Genomic DNA, 14,619 nt, shown 5'->3' with positions numbered 1-14,619 from the left:
AAAAATTAAAAATTCTTTTAAAAAGTGGTCATTTCGTCATCTAAACGACACATTCTCTATTAAGTTTAAATTTTTTTGAATTTTCAGTTGATTTTATCCATTCAAATCCATATACTAATAAAAAGGGTCAGGGGTGGTAACTTTGAAAAATGAAAAATCTTATTCAGAGTCAGTGAAGTCCTTATCAATGAGCGAAATGAAAAACGATGCTGTGGTTCAGGAAATGTTAATTGATATGATTATTCTGGAATCCGTCCTTACTACCAAAAAGAATATCCTTGCGAAACAGATTGATGAAGCCCTGGATATGAAAAACAAACCTTTATTCCTAAAACTAAGTTCTGAAATGAACGTTTTACTGAAACAGTTTGGAAATTAAAATGAATGACTAAAAAACAGCCTGATAATCAAAACAGCCTCCCATAAAGTGGGAGGCTTTTCTATTTATTATCACTCTTTATGAAACATCCCCATGACCTCGGCTGTTTCCGTTATATTGACAAAAGCATTGGGATCCACTTCTTTTATCATCGCTTTTACATCGGTTAATTGATAACGGGTAATGACTGTCATCATTACTTTACTCTTTTCTCCAGAGTATGCACCTTCACCATCCATGACTGTAATTCCTCGATATAGGTTGGTCAGGAGCTTCGTTTTCATTTCGTCACTCTTTTTCGTAACGATCATTAATGTTAATTTAATGTGATTGGAATGAATCGTATCAATCACCTTTCCTGCTGCATATATGGAAATCAGCGTATATAATGCGGCATCCCAACCAAAGATGAAGCCTGAGATAACCACCACTACTGCATTCATCACCGAAAGCAATGTACCAAGTGGAAAGTCGCTCTTCTTAGCCAAAAGCATGGCAATGATATCAAAACCGCCGGAAGATCCTGAAGCGCGAAAGATGATGCCTATACCGAATCCCGATATGATTCCGCCAAATAAAGAAGACAAAATCGGTTCAGTGGATATTCCATGTACCGGAATGAGATATAAACTGACTGATATCACGACAACTGAAAATATCGTATAGGTGATAAAGCGTCTTCCTAATTTCAGGTATCCAAGAATTAACAATGGCAGGTTCAATAGAAAATTCAATATCCCTGTGTTGACTGGAGTAATGATTCCGAACATAATCGCAAGTCCACTAAGTCCGCTGCTTAAAATTAAATGAGGTATCAAAAATAAGTTGTAGGCTACTGCAACAAGCACTGAGCCTATAGTGATGCAAAGTACATTATACATATCTGATCTCCTTAAAACGAACTGGGAATTTAATTTATTATATTAGAGAACCTAAGATTTTTAAAAATAATAGTTTTTTCTGAAAACGACATTTAAACTTCCACTTTCCTGGTATTAGGAAGAAAAAAAGCCAGCTGATTTTCAGCTGGCTTTCAATCACCCTTTGTATCTGCATTTTCAACCGTGGAAATCCGCTCGAGCATGGTTGGATGGGAATACCGCAGCCACTTTACCAGGAATGGCGGATTGACCTGGCTCAAACCCGACCTCGTGAGTTCCTGGAAGGTAGTGATTGCTGATTCTTTATCCCCGGTCATTTCAATGGCATAACGGTCAGCCCTCGTTTCTTGATATCTGGAAACATAATTGGACAGCGGACTGGCAGCAAACAGCAGAACAGACGTTATTAAAAGAAATAATGGAAGAGAAGAAATGTTATCAACCGTACGTACCTTCAACAGGTGGCCCCAGCGCCTTATGATATAATTCATGATTTTCGATGTCAGCCATAGACCGATTAAAGTCATTCCTATATAACCTGCAATCCCTATATAAATATGCTTTTCGACATAATGGGCCATTTCATGTGCCATGATGAAAAGGATTTCATCTTCCTTTAGCTTGTTCAGGGTCGTATCCCAAAGGACTATCCTAGAGTTGGAACCTATACCGTTCACGTATGCGTTCAAGGCATTTGTCTTTTCCGCCATATTTACTTCAAATACGTGTTCAGCCGGAATTTCAGCCTGTGAGGCAAGTGCCAATATTTCCGTTTCCAGCTCTTTATTTTTGAGCGGATAGAATTCATTATACAGCGGATCAATCAATACAGGCTGAACAAACATCAAGAACAAGGTAAATGGAATGGACAACATCCAAGCATAAAGCCACCACCTCTTCACACTTTTCTTCATTAACCAATATAAGACGGAAACGATGATAAACATCATCCCAAAATTCACCCAGAATTCGATGACTCCATCCTTCATCCACGAGGTGAAACTTTGTGTACTGATATGGTAACTTTTACTTATCCGATAACCAATGAAGCGGATTGGAAATAGTGCCAGGTAAGAAATCACAGAAAGCCAGAATAAGTAGATGCCCGTTTGGATCACTTTCCGTTTCGAAACCGCCAAAGATGACCTTTCAAAAACTTTTGAAAAGCCAAATAATAAAATGAAGAAATACAGCAGCCATTCATATGGCGTAGAAACGAAAAAAATAAAATTTCGCAGGCCTGAATATTCTTCGCTAAGCTTTAGTTCCCTAGCATTCAAAAATGTTGCAGGGTCTGCTGCAGTACCACGCAATGCTTCGGGAATGGAAGTATCCGCCCCGTAAAAAATATACCAATACATCACTGCTGCATAAAAGATAAATAATAGAATCGCTCTTCCTGCCCATTTTCTAACCATGATGCCCCTCCTTAAACGAATCTCCCTCTTATTAGTTTAATCCAAAATGGACAGGTTAGAACCCCATTTTCCTTCTATAATTATTTATTCCATAAATGTTCAAACAATCTTGATCATTAAATGCACGTCACGATGATATGGTCTGGAAATACAAGGAGGCGGAACATATAGCTTGTACCAGAGACATTTAAGATAAATGAAGCGGAGGATGGGAGGCATTACAAGGTATAGGTGAAGAAATAAAAAGGATCGCAGACCCGTTCGATTTTCTTTTTCGGGATTAAGGCACCGCCTAATTTGTCCATACTGCCGCCACCCATATTTGATTTAAGATGAAACTCATCTCATCAAAGTCCTTGCGGTGAATATGAATCCGATAAAGAATCAGGGTAGGCCATTTTGAAACAAGCCGATTAACGGAGCGGAGGGCTTTAGTGGTCATCCCTTCATGATGCTATTTTTAAAACTATACAAAAGTGCCATAAGCTTCGGGCGATTCAGTTTTCTGTATACCCTGCACCGTGCCGATGGATAGAAAAAGTTTTTTGAAATTTGCTAATTCGTTTGGCATTCAGTGAGTAGAATAAGCAGTTCATGCTCGCGTTTGGAAAAAGACCCCTAATTTTTCTATTTCCTTGCCCGAAGATATTGGTGATTTTTCACCATCTGCTGCAGCTTCTTCAATAGAAAAGGTTTAAATGAAATAAAGATAAAATCAAAATTCAAACTGTAAAAGGCCATCACCCGTTTGCCTTCAGGATGATAGCCTTCTTTTTTGTTCCTCATCAATGAGTGTATCAAGTCTCATGATGCTTTCCTTTGCCCGGAGAAAATCAATCTTACGGTAATGGTGTTTTCCACCTTCTTCTTCATCTTTTTCGTCGGCCCATTTGACGACCTGCTGAAGCGGTGTTCGAATAATATCATTTGAAGGTAAAAACGAATCGGTGTGAAATAAAATGGCGAGGGAAATGGTCTTTGCCTTTATCGGGTTCTCTCCCAAACGGATTAACAGTTTATGTGCTCGTTCTGCGCCTTTAATAGGATGGATATCATTTTGTTTGTACAGATCATAATCCCACTTACCATTGCGATACCAGGTGAAATGGCCCATATCATGCAGAAGTCCTGCTTTAGCCGCAATATCAGGGTCTATCTTATATTCGTTTGCTAGGTGAAACGAATGATAGGCTACCGCAATCGCATGTGCCAGACCTGAACGGTTCAAGTATTTTTGAGCAATGGGATGTGTAAAAACATCTAAAAGCTTTACATCTCTCATCTAAACCCTCCTTACAATTATGTGGAAATTTTTAATGACAATCATAACTCTTTTCGAAACAAGAATCAAGGCTTTAAGCTACCCCGATATATTTTATGCAGCGAGATGCACATTGGTTGTACAAAAAAAGGACCATTGCAAGTTATAGGCAATGATCCTTTTGATTAACCAAATTCAGTTTTGTATTACATGGGTTTTTAAGGAACGCCGTAAAATTTTACCGGTTGTGTTTTTTGGCAATTCATCCAAAAACTCAATTTTTGCCGGAACCTTATATTTAGCCAAGTGTTCCATGCAATAGGCAAGTAGTTCTTCCTCGGTCAATGCACTGTTTTTCTTTACCACGAAGCAGTGAACAATTTCTCCCTGATTGGGATCCGGCACGCCTATAGCCGCTGCCTCAACTACTTCAGGATGGCCATACAGAATCTCTTCCACTTCACGTGGATAGACATTATAGCCACCGACGATGATGAGTTCCTTCTTACGGTCTACAATGAAAAGATACCCTTCATCATCCATCCTGGCTAAATCGCCTGTATATAACCAGCCATCTTTCAAGACCGCCGCCGATTCTTCAGGCATTTTATAATACCCCTTCATTACATTCGGACCTTTGACAATCAATTCCCCTACACCATTGATCGGCACTTCTTCCCCAAGCTCATTAACGACTTTGTTTTCCACTCTGAGGATGGAGGTTCCGATGGATCCTGCCTTCCTTGGACGATCCAAAGGATTGAAACAGGTAACAGGAGATGCTTCTGATAAGCCATACCCTTCTGAAACCCTGACATTAAATTTCCGCTCGAATGATTCAAGCAGTGAAACTGGCATGGCGGATCCACCTGATATGCATATCCGCAATGACTTCAAAGCGTCTTCTTTTACATCTGGATATTGGAAAAGAAAATTATACATCGTAGGCACTCCAGCGAAAACGGTTGCATTATATTTTTTGATTTGACTGAATATTTCCTTTGGACTGAATTGCGGGACAATTAAAAGCGTACCTCCACTCAATAATGGGGCATTTACAACTACCGTTAAACTGAAAACATGGAACATTGGCAATGTCGTAATGACACGGTCATTTTCCGTGATTTTTAAATATTCACCAACATCATGTGCATTGGAGAATATATTGGTATGTGTGAGCATGGCCCCCTTTGGTTTTCCCGTTGTCCCGGAAGTATAGAGTATGATTGCCGTATCTTCAGGATCCAGTTCTGGTCCTTTATATCCTTCATCCCCTTTCTCGACCATTTTTGTAAACGATTTCATTTTTGGGTAGATGTTCAATTTGCTAGTTTCCCCATTTTCCGGCTGTGTTTCACAAATTACATACATATCTACACTTGAGAGGATCGAGTTCATTTTCTCGAATAAGGGTAAAAGCTTATCTAATGCCACAACGACCTTTACATCGCCGTTATTCAGGATGTATCCAATCTCGTCAGGTGTGTAGATTGGATTTACGGGAATTACGGTCGCCCCTGTACGTAAAACTCCATACAACGAAATAATGAAATGTGGAGAATTGCCTAAAACCAGCGCAACATTATCACCTTTTGAAACACCCAGCCTATGTAATTCGTCTGCAAACTTCGAAACGGCTTTATCCAATTCCCCATATGAGGTGGATTGATCCATAAAATAAAAAGCTGGCTTGTCCGCCTTTCTTAAAGCAGTTTGATGAAGCTGTTCAGATAAATTCATCATTCTCCCTCCCCCCTGCAAATATAATGAATGAGTAATCATTCATTTTTATTATATTAAAAGAAAATGATTACAGCAACAATTTTATCCAAATTCAAGCAATTACTGTCATAATTAGACACAAAAACCGTCCTACTTAGTCAGGACGGCATTTCAGGCTTAATATATTAGGGCCAATATTTCTTCTTTCGTTACATTGCCAAAATAATGCCGAACATCTATCTCATCTAGTACATTGCTGATAGCTTTCTTTTCATAGCGTGATCCAGTAAGCTTCTGTTCAATATCCGCAACCTCTCCGACCCCGAAGAAGTCACCGTAGATTTTACAATGCTCAATGATTCCCCTGTTAACTTCAAGACGGATATCAACAGATCCCACCGAGAATCTATGCGAGTTTTGTAAGTTGAATTTAGGCGATTTTCCGTAGTTCCACTCCCAGTTTTGATACCTTTCTTCCGAGATTTTGTGAATTTTCTCCCAATCCGCCTCCGTTAAAACATACTCAGTGACCTCACCGCTTTCCTTAAAAATATTTTGCAGTAGGAATGAGCGGAATTCTTCAACAGACATCGGTTCTTTTAAAAAATCAGCGATATTACCGACGCGGCTTCTTATCGATTTAATCCCTTTAGACTCGATTTTATCTTTTTTCACTTTTAAAGCGGATACAATGTGATCCATTTCTGATTGAAACAACAATGTCCCATGACTGAACATTCTGCCCTTCGTTGAAAACATCGCGTTTCCGGAAATTTTCTTTCCTTCAGCCAGGATATCGTTACGTCCGCTTAATTCAGCTTGTATTCCTAGTTTTTCGAGCGTTTCCACGACAGGCTGGGTGAATTTCTTAAAATTATGGAAGCTATCCCCATCATCTCTCGTAATGAAACTGAAATTGAGATTCCCTAAATCATGATAAACCGCTCCACCCCCTGAAAGGCGGCGAACAACGGTAATGCCATTTCCATCTACATAATCGGCATTGATTTCTTCAATCGTATTTTGATTCCTTCCTATGATGATTGAAGGACGATTAATATAGAATAGAAGATAGGTCTCATCTATATTTAAATGTTTAAGCGCATATTCTTCGATGGCCAGATTAATTCTTGGATCCGTAATTCCATTATTATCAATAAAAAGCACAGTTGTTCCTCCTTGTAGACTTCATTCATACCATTAATATTTCATAGTTGGAATTCGAGATTGGTTTTAGCTACAGCTATTTCCCTTTTGAATACCTCGGATGCTTCTTTTTTAAGTTGATTAAGATCCCCATAATGAGGGAGATGAGTTAACAGCAAAAGCTGTACGTCGGCCTTGGCTGCTAGCATGCCAGCTTCTCTAGCCGTCATATGCCCTGCCTTTGAACCATCCATATCGCTGTAAAAGTTACTTTCACATAATAAAACATTTGCGTTTTTAGCGAAATCTGCAAGCTCATCCATATATGAACTGTCACCTGTGTAAACAATCGAATGATTTTCAGCTTCAATCCTCATAGCAAAACATGGTACTGGATGTTTCGTTTTCATGAACGTGAATGTACACGGTCCTATTGTTAAGGGTTCATCAGCAGAGTAGACTATTCCCTTTGTCACGTCTTTATAAGTTAACTTTCCAAATTCGGCTTCGTCTAAATCATGGCCATAAATAGGAATGGACCTTTTCTCGCTGCCCAATATCTGCTGTATGAGCGCGGCGTGTTGCAGGACACCAACATCCGCTATATGATCCGGATGATAGTGAGATAATACAACTGCACCAAGATCCTCCGGCTTCATATGATTTTGCAACTGTGATAGAACACCGCTGCCACAATCAAGCAGAATGCGAAAATCTTCATATTCAAGCAAATAGCCGGAACTTGCCTCATTTTTAGCTGGATATCCGCCCCAGCAGCCAATTACGGTGATTTTCATACTTAGGCACTCCTTTTTTTCTCAATGACTTCCCCATTAATATAAACTATTCTTACCCTTATTTCACCTTTTTCACTTATGTTATAAAACAAACATTGACACATCTACTCTGTTATAATACAATGTAATCATAGAAAAGCGAATAATAAAAATACAGGAGATGATGTTCATGATTCAAAGTAGCATTGAGTTCTTTAAAAACCTGCCTCCGAAACAATGCATGGAATGCGGAAAAAAAATCGAAGAACAGCACGAATGTTATGGAAACCACTGTGATCATTGCCTTTCTGGAGAGTAGTGTTTTGTTTCACCATCCGCTTCCCAATTAGCAGGATGATCTCATATAAATTCAGTCTCGCAGCTGAAAACCATCCCAAATATAAAGAAGAGAAACCGATGATCGGTTTCTCTTCTTTATTTCGATTCATTGCATTTTAAGCCAAAAAAATAGAATTATCACGGAGTGGATAATCCTTTGAATAAATATATTTTAAATAGTTCAGCAATTTCCTCTTTTCCTAATGGGGCATGATTCCTTTCCCAATCAAAAATAAGGGCAAGGTACATCTTTAGCATCAGGAAAGCTGTTATCTCTGGATCACAAGGCTGTATATAGCCCTTATCAATCGCAATTTTAAGTTTTTCCTTAATGTAAGATACAATGGCTTCTTCCATTTCATTTATCATTTCCTGAACGGCCGGAGTACCAATTTCCCGCTCTTCCTGAAGAAGTTTTAAAGATAATTGATGTTCCTGCCTGAACTCCAGGATTCGATAAACAGCCCGATGCAGATTTTCAAAAAAGGATAGTTGTTCATCCAAAGATTGTTCCGCCTCATATTTCATTTCCTCTATCATCCGCTGAACGATTTCTTTAAACAGCTCTTCTTTATTTTTATAAAAGGTATAAATTGTACCTTTCCCCACATTGGCAATTTTAGCGACTTGATCCATCGTCGTTGCCTTATATCCAAAAAGTGAAAACGACTTGGTCGCAGCTTCTAGAATTAATTTTTTACGATCAACAGACATTTCCCACCTCATTTCTGACCAAACGGACAAAACGGTCATTAAGTTCAACAATATCATACCAAAAATTTTCAGTCTTTTCAATAAAACTTTCAATTTTCTAGGGAAATAATGGCCATCCTCATTACTGGACAGCCACTTTCCTAAAACAGGTTATAAAATTTCATCACCAGGATACGCTTTTCCAGATGTAGCTTATCTTTCAACTTCATTTAAAAAATATGTAAGGTCATCGCAATCATGGATGAAATGCATATCCCTTATTAACAAATCATTTTTCCTGTAATCTGTTTAAAATGATTGTGGCCAATGCATCGATGAATTCAGGTTTAACATTGGGCATATCCGGCCGGTAGTAACCTGCACCAATATCTTCCGTTACAACCTTACATTCATAATCGTTATCATAAAGGACTTCAAGATGCTCAGCAACAAAACCAACAGGTATATAAATGAAAGCTTTATAACCTTTTGCTTGATGAAGATCTCTGGTTAAGTCCTGTACATCCGGTCCTAACCATGGTTCAGGTGTTTGTCCAGCGCTTTGCCAGCCAACTGCGTAATTGGTAACCCCTGCGCCTTTTGCAATCATGTCTGCAGTTTCTTTCAGTTGATTTGGATATGGATCTCCTAATTGCAATATCTTTTCTGGGAGGCTATGCGCAGACACAATCAAAGCGTAATTATCGCGCTCTTCCGAGGTCATTTTCCCGATTACTTCTTTTAATTGGTCTACCCAATATTGAATGAATTTCGGCTCATCATACCAGCTTTCAACAGAAGTGATGGTCAGGTCACCCAATTTAGCGGCTTCATCCTGAGCACGTCCATTATAAGACTTCACGCTGAATGTTGAAAAGTGCGGTGCCAATACAATACTTACCGCTTCTTTGATACCATCATCATGCATTTGTTTCACTGCGTCTTCAACAAAAGGTTCAATATGTTTCAGTCCTAAATATGCCTTGAATTCAATTTCTTCCTGAACGGAATTCAATTGCTTTTCAAGGGTTTCAGCTTGTGCTGCAGTTATTTTTGCAAGCGGTGATAATCCACCGATCGCTTCATATCTGCCTTTTAGATCAGCAATCAATTCATCGCTTGGTCGTCTCCCATGACGAATATGTGTATAATATCTTTCAATATCCTCTTCAGTGTACGGAGTACCATAAGCCATGACTAGAAGGCCCATTTTTTTTCTTGACATCAAATTACACCTCTTTTAAAGATTTCGTTCTTTTATTGTGCATCCATTTAAGGATTCTTAGCAAATGGTTCGCTCACCTTACTTCATTTTTGATGAATATTCATGAATGAAGGCGGTCAGCCTTTTCAGTGTTTCAGGGTTTACGGAAGGGAAGACCCCATGTCCAAGATTAAAGATGTAGCCATCCTGTTCCATGCCCTGATCCAGGATCCTTTTCGTCCGATCTTCTATAACATCCCACGATGATAATAGCAGGGCAGGATCAAGGTTACCTTGAACCGTTTTCTGTATTCCCATTTGTCTTGCTTCTGTAATTGGAAGTCTCCAATCAAGCCCGACCACATCAATTGGAAGATCATTCCACTCGAGTGCCAAGTGACTCGCACCGACCCCGAACATGATTAGCGGTACATTTTCTTCCCGTAATGAAGAAAAAATACGATTCATGATTGGCTTGATGAATACGCGGTAATCTTCAACGTTCAATGCACCCACCCATGAATCAAAGATTTGGATGGCTTTAACGCCAGCTTTAATTTGTGACTTGACATAGATGATGATCATATCGGCTAACTTATCCATTAAAGCAAACCACGCCACTGGCTCGGAATACATGAAAGCTTTCGTCTTATTGTAGTTTTTGGAAGGTCCGCCTTCAATCATGTATGAAGCAATGGTGAATGGTGCACCGGAAAAACCAATCAAAGGTACCGACAATTGTTCAGTGGTCAACAATTTAATCGTGTCCAACACATATGGGATGTCTTTCTCTGGGTCCAATTCACCTAACTTTTCAACATCTGTCAACGATTGGATCGGATTGGATATGACTGGACCGATTCCCGACTGTATCTCAACATCCACACCAATGGCTGGTAGCGGTGTCATAATATCTTTATATAAAATTGCAGCGTCTACATCATATTGCTCAACTGGCAATCTAGTCACATAAGCGCATAATTCCGGCTGATGAGTAATCTCAAAAAGGGAGTACTTCTCTTTCAATTTACGGTATTCCGGCTGTGAACGGCCAGCCTGGCGCATATACCAAACAGGCACATGATCCGTTTTCTCTCCTCTCGCAGCTTTTAAAAATGTATCATTCGTAATTTCCTTAGACATTAATATCCACCTTTCAAGCAATCACGTTTCTATTTTTATTCATTACTTACATAGAATATCAGAAGGATGTTGAATTTCAAATCGAATCTCCTTAAACTATAGCTTTTTCTATAATAGAAGTATAGCCAACATATTTATTTGTCAGGAAATCGACGTTTTTATAAAAATCTCACCGATTTCCAAGCCTTTTGGTTTGATTGGAAATGGTAAAAGCATTATTCATTGGGTAAAATGGGTATACAGTTACTATATAGAAATTGGAGGGGAATTTATGAATGTATTCATCACTACAGGCACCTACGATTTTTTGAAAATCAAAAAAGATAAGCACCCGAATGAAAAAATATTACTTATGCAGAATTCTGGCACTACAGTCCTTTTGCATGAAACATCAGGTAAAACGATCTTCAGCTCGCCACGTAAATATGAAGTAGTGGATGGGAAAGGACACCTTCAAGATCATGGATATGTAGTCATGAACAATATCCCTGTCAGTGAAGAAGGACGGCCGGTATTCGAACATCGTTTTAAAAAAAGGGCCGGTTTCATTGAAAATGAACCAGGTTTCGTCGCCCTCCGTATCCTGAGGCCAATCAACTCTGAAACTTATGTAATCTTAACGATTTGGGAGAAACAAGCTGACTTTATGAGCTGGCAGAAATCCAGTTCCTATCAGGAGGCCCATAACAGCGACACAAAAGCTACTATTACGAATTCCAGTCAGAAGATGTTTTCTGGTGAAGCCTATGTAACGCAGTATACATTGGTGAAAGATCCCCAAGAATAATCTTTTCCTGATCAATAAGAGTCCCATCCTCTCAAGGATGGGACTTTTCGGTTTCAGAGCGTTATTTTGGACGTCCAAATTATGAAAAGAATGTATTAAGCCAATAAACAATCCGACAAATTCCTTCTTTATTTCCGGGGAAATGTAACAGATATATACAAAGATCTCATGTTTTTTTTATAAATGCTCCTCCGTCTTACGAACTTATACAAATTAATCAAGGTTAAACTGTATGCAGCTCCTAATGCATAACCTGCCAAAATATCAGTTGGAAAATGAACGTTCATGGCGATCCGGCTTATCCCGATTAGCAGAACCAGACAAACGAAACCGATTCCCATTACCCATTTCAATGAGTTACCTTTAACTTCTTTTAGAATGAAATAAGCAACCATACTGAAGAAAATAAGTCCTAACATTGCGTGGCCACTTGGAAAACTGTAGCCACCTGTCTCCAGCAAATGGTTCTCAGGACGCACCCTTTGAGTATGATTTTTTATCCACTCGTTTAAAACATCGCCGCCAGCCATTCCGATAGAAAAGACGGCCATGGGCAAATAATTCTTCTTTATTATCCATAAATACAGGACACATAGTAGGCTTACAATTCCAATGACCTTGGATTTACCAAGATAGGTAATAGACTTGAAGAAAGTGAACGGAATAGTATTCTCACCCACGGCAAAAAGTTCTGCAATATACGTATCGAACGCTAGCGTTTTCTCACTCTGGACTTCATGCATCAAAAAAAAGAATAGCAACAGGCAAAGTAAAACCACAGCCATCCAAGAATATTTAATCATTCATACAACTCTCCTCAAGGTATTTAATTCACTTTGGATTATTCAGAATATGATATACTATTTACAATTAAACCAATCATTGGGAGGTGCAAAATGATACAGCGATTACACGATCTTATAGATGGTTCTTATGAAGAAATGGTTTCAATCAGGCGTTATCTTCACCAACATCCTGAGCTTTCTTTTCAAGAGACCCAAACGGCTGCCTTCATCGCTGAATATTATGAAAAACTTGGAATCGAACATCAGAAAAATGTAGGCGGTAATGGTGTTATTGCTAAGATTACTGGCAGTAAGCCTGGTAAAACGGTAGCAATGCGCGCTGATTTCGACGCCTTACCGATTCAAGATGAAAAAGAAGTTGCCTATAAATCAACCGTATCCGGGGTCATGCATGCGTGCGGACATGATGGCCATACAGCGACTCTCCTGGTTCTTGCAAAAAATCTGAATGCCCTGAAGGATGAGCTCGAAGGCCAATATATATTTATCCACCAGCATGCTGAAGAATATGCTCCAGGGGGCGCCAAACCGATGATTGATGCGGGTTGCCTTGATGGAGTGGATGTAATTTTCGGCACCCATTTATGGGCTACGGTCCCTACTGGAACAGTCCAATACGCTTATGGACCTCTAATGGCTGCTGCTGACCGATTTGAGATCATCATTCAAGGGCAGGGTGGACATGGAGCACAGCCTCATAAAACCCGCGATGCAATCGTAGTCGGCTCTCAGCTAGTCATGGCCCTACAGCAAATCGTAAGCCGCCGCCTTAATCCAATAGATTCTGCAGTCATTACCGTTGGTTCCTTTGTAGCCGATAATGCCTTTAACGTCATTGCAGATAAGGCAAAAATTATCGGGACCGTCCGTACTTTCAAGGAAGATGTCCGTTCATTTATAAGGGAAGAAATAGAGCGGATTGTTAAAGGAACCTGCCTAGCTGCGGACTGCACCTATGAATATCGATACGTTCAAGGCTATCCGGCTGTCATCCCACACGATGAGGAAACTAAATTCATGATTGAAAGCACTGAGTCCATCAAGGAAGTTTTGGTTACAGAGGAAATTGACCCGGATATGACAGGTGAAGATTTTTCTTATTATTTACAAAATGTGAAAGGTACATTCTTCTTTACAGGAGCCAGGCCAAAAAATGAACATACATACCCGCATCATCATCCTTTGTTCGATTTCGATGAAAAAGCGATGCTCATTGCAGCCAAAATATTAGGCACTGCTGCTGTAACCTATCATAATAAGGAACAATCATCCCCAAAGGTGAATGAATCTTTATTGCGGTAATGATAAAGGGACGGGTTTCCTGTCCCTTACTCTTTTAGAAGTCTGATTCGGTAACAATTGACAGCCGTCTCCCCAAGTTGTTCCAACAAATGATGGTTGGCATATGCACCGACAGCTGCCCCAAACCCTGGGACTAGCTGGAACATTTTAATGACATCGATGTGATCGCGATATTCCTGCTGAAATTCTTGCCAGTCTATTTCCGGCCATTTCCCTGAATCCCATTCTTCTATTACCCGTAATGTTTCCAGTTTTTTTCCCTCGCTCGAAAATGCCATCTGAAAGATATGGAGTATGAACAGGCGTTCCTCATATTTATTTGGATCAAAACCATATATACGGGATATTTCGAATAATAACTTCATCTTGATGCTAAGCAGTAATGGGAAATCAGCCAATCCAATTAAAAGCCCTGCCGCTCCGGTTCCCACACCTTCTATAACGGCTGTTTTCCGATAGGCCGTTACAGTTTCCGCAACCCATTCTTCTTTTTGCTGCAAGGATAGAAACGCTACATTTTTTTCTTTAGACATATATTTCGAACCTGATAATACGGCCTCAATCATCCCTTTAATACTATCAGTAATCATTTTGTGCACTCGTTCCGGAATATAACTATTCATTTTGATTTGCGCCTTTTTGGACATCCGCTCAAGCCTGCCGGATTTCTTGGCTACTTTCTTTTTCCATGATACTAGTTCCGATAATGCCTTTTGTCCATATTCATCCATCAATAACACCTCCATTAAATATGTATATACC

15 protein-coding genes are annotated in these 14,619 nt (G+C 39.5%); 4 read left to right on the top strand and 11 right to left on the bottom strand.

Translation table 11 applies throughout. The annotated features are described in order from the left end of the window. Positions 1-142 precede the first annotated feature (142 nt). Entirely contained in the window at positions 143-379 is a 237-nt protein-coding gene (locus ACFX4L_RS04010) for an IDEAL domain-containing protein (RefSeq protein WP_061462041.1), read from the top strand. A gap of 71 nt (positions 380-450) precedes the next feature. Here the strand turns inward: ACFX4L_RS04010 and ACFX4L_RS04005 are convergent, their stop codons facing one another. The 6 genes from ACFX4L_RS04005 to ACFX4L_RS03980 form a co-directional block, all read right to left on the bottom strand. Further along, entirely contained in the window at positions 451-1,260 is an 810-nt protein-coding gene (locus ACFX4L_RS04005) for a YitT family protein (RefSeq protein ID WP_061462040.1), read from the bottom strand. Between the two features lie 152 nt (positions 1,261-1,412). Further along, on the bottom strand, positions 1,413-2,678 hold the full coding sequence (locus ACFX4L_RS04000; RefSeq protein WP_377385197.1) for a M48 family metallopeptidase: 1,266 nt from the start codon (positions 2,676-2,678) through the stop codon (positions 1,413-1,415). Between the two features lie 754 nt (positions 2,679-3,432). Then, the gene (locus ACFX4L_RS03995) at positions 3,433-3,960 is read right to left on the bottom strand and encodes an HD domain-containing protein (RefSeq protein WP_061462037.1); all 528 of its coding nucleotides are present in this window, start codon (positions 3,958-3,960) and stop codon (positions 3,433-3,435) included. A gap of 174 nt (positions 3,961-4,134) precedes the next feature. Beyond that, complete coding sequence (locus tag ACFX4L_RS03990) at positions 4,135-5,679, bottom strand: fatty acid--CoA ligase family protein (protein ID WP_377404020.1); 1,545 nt, start codon at positions 5,677-5,679, stop codon at positions 4,135-4,137. Positions 5,680-5,838: 159 nt separating this feature from the next. Further along, on the bottom strand, positions 5,839-6,828 hold the full coding sequence (gene lplA / locus ACFX4L_RS03985) for a lipoate--protein ligase (protein WP_284471493.1): 990 nt from the start codon (positions 6,826-6,828) through the stop codon (positions 5,839-5,841). Positions 6,829-6,869: 41 nt separating this feature from the next. Then, positions 6,870-7,604, bottom strand: coding sequence for an MBL fold metallo-hydrolase (locus ACFX4L_RS03980; RefSeq protein ID WP_377385200.1), 735 nt, complete (start codon positions 7,602-7,604; stop codon positions 6,870-6,872). 169 nt (positions 7,605-7,773) lie between these two features. Between ACFX4L_RS03980 and yhfH the strand changes: the two genes are divergently transcribed. After that, a complete protein-coding gene (yhfH, locus tag ACFX4L_RS03975; protein ID WP_081108720.1) occupies positions 7,774-7,902 on the top strand; it encodes a protein YhfH in 129 nt (42 codons plus the stop codon). A gap of 158 nt (positions 7,903-8,060) precedes the next feature. Here the strand turns inward: yhfH and ACFX4L_RS03970 are convergent, their stop codons facing one another. From ACFX4L_RS03970 to hemE, 3 genes are all read right to left on the bottom strand, one after another. Beyond that, positions 8,061-8,636, bottom strand: coding sequence for a TetR/AcrR family transcriptional regulator (locus ACFX4L_RS03970; RefSeq protein WP_317778478.1), 576 nt, complete (start codon positions 8,634-8,636; stop codon positions 8,061-8,063). A 268-nt stretch (positions 8,637-8,904) separates the two neighbouring features. Further along, entirely contained in the window at positions 8,905-9,840 is a 936-nt protein-coding gene (hemH, locus tag ACFX4L_RS03965) for a ferrochelatase (protein ID WP_284471496.1), read from the bottom strand. Between the two features lie 78 nt (positions 9,841-9,918). Beyond that, positions 9,919-10,962 carry a uroporphyrinogen decarboxylase gene (hemE, locus tag ACFX4L_RS03960; RefSeq protein ID WP_061462032.1) on the bottom strand — a complete coding sequence of 348 codons (1,044 nt, stop codon included), beginning with the start codon at positions 10,960-10,962 and terminating at the stop codon, positions 9,919-9,921. Positions 10,963-11,233: 271 nt separating this feature from the next. On the opposite strand from hemE, the gene ACFX4L_RS03955 reads away from it, so the two are divergent. Beyond that, complete coding sequence (locus tag ACFX4L_RS03955; protein WP_284471497.1) at positions 11,234-11,749, top strand: antibiotic biosynthesis monooxygenase family protein; 516 nt, start codon at positions 11,234-11,236, stop codon at positions 11,747-11,749. 128 nt (positions 11,750-11,877) lie between these two features. Here ACFX4L_RS03955 and ACFX4L_RS03950 read toward each other — a convergent pair whose 3' ends face one another. Further along, positions 11,878-12,552 carry a phosphatase PAP2 family protein gene (locus tag ACFX4L_RS03950; protein ID WP_377403967.1) on the bottom strand — a complete coding sequence of 225 codons (675 nt, stop codon included), beginning with the start codon at positions 12,550-12,552 and terminating at the stop codon, positions 11,878-11,880. Between the two features lie 93 nt (positions 12,553-12,645). Here ACFX4L_RS03950 and ACFX4L_RS03945 point away from each other — a divergent pair, with 93 nt between their 5' ends. After that, a complete protein-coding gene (locus ACFX4L_RS03945) occupies positions 12,646-13,857 on the top strand; it encodes a M20 family metallopeptidase (RefSeq protein WP_284471499.1) in 1,212 nt (403 codons plus the stop codon). A gap of 26 nt (positions 13,858-13,883) precedes the next feature. On the opposite strand, the gene ACFX4L_RS03940 is transcribed toward ACFX4L_RS03945, so the two are convergent. Next, complete coding sequence (locus tag ACFX4L_RS03940; RefSeq protein ID WP_377385205.1) at positions 13,884-14,588, bottom strand: EcsC family protein; 705 nt, start codon at positions 14,586-14,588, stop codon at positions 13,884-13,886. Positions 14,589-14,619: the final 31 nt, after the last annotated feature.

This window comes from Peribacillus sp. YIM B13482 (genome assembly GCF_042787975.1).
GTDB lineage: Bacteria > Bacillota > Bacilli > Bacillales > DSM-1321 > Peribacillus > Peribacillus simplex_A.
Note: the sequence above shows the minus strand (reverse complement) of the source record. Positions and strands in the feature narration are given on the sequence as shown.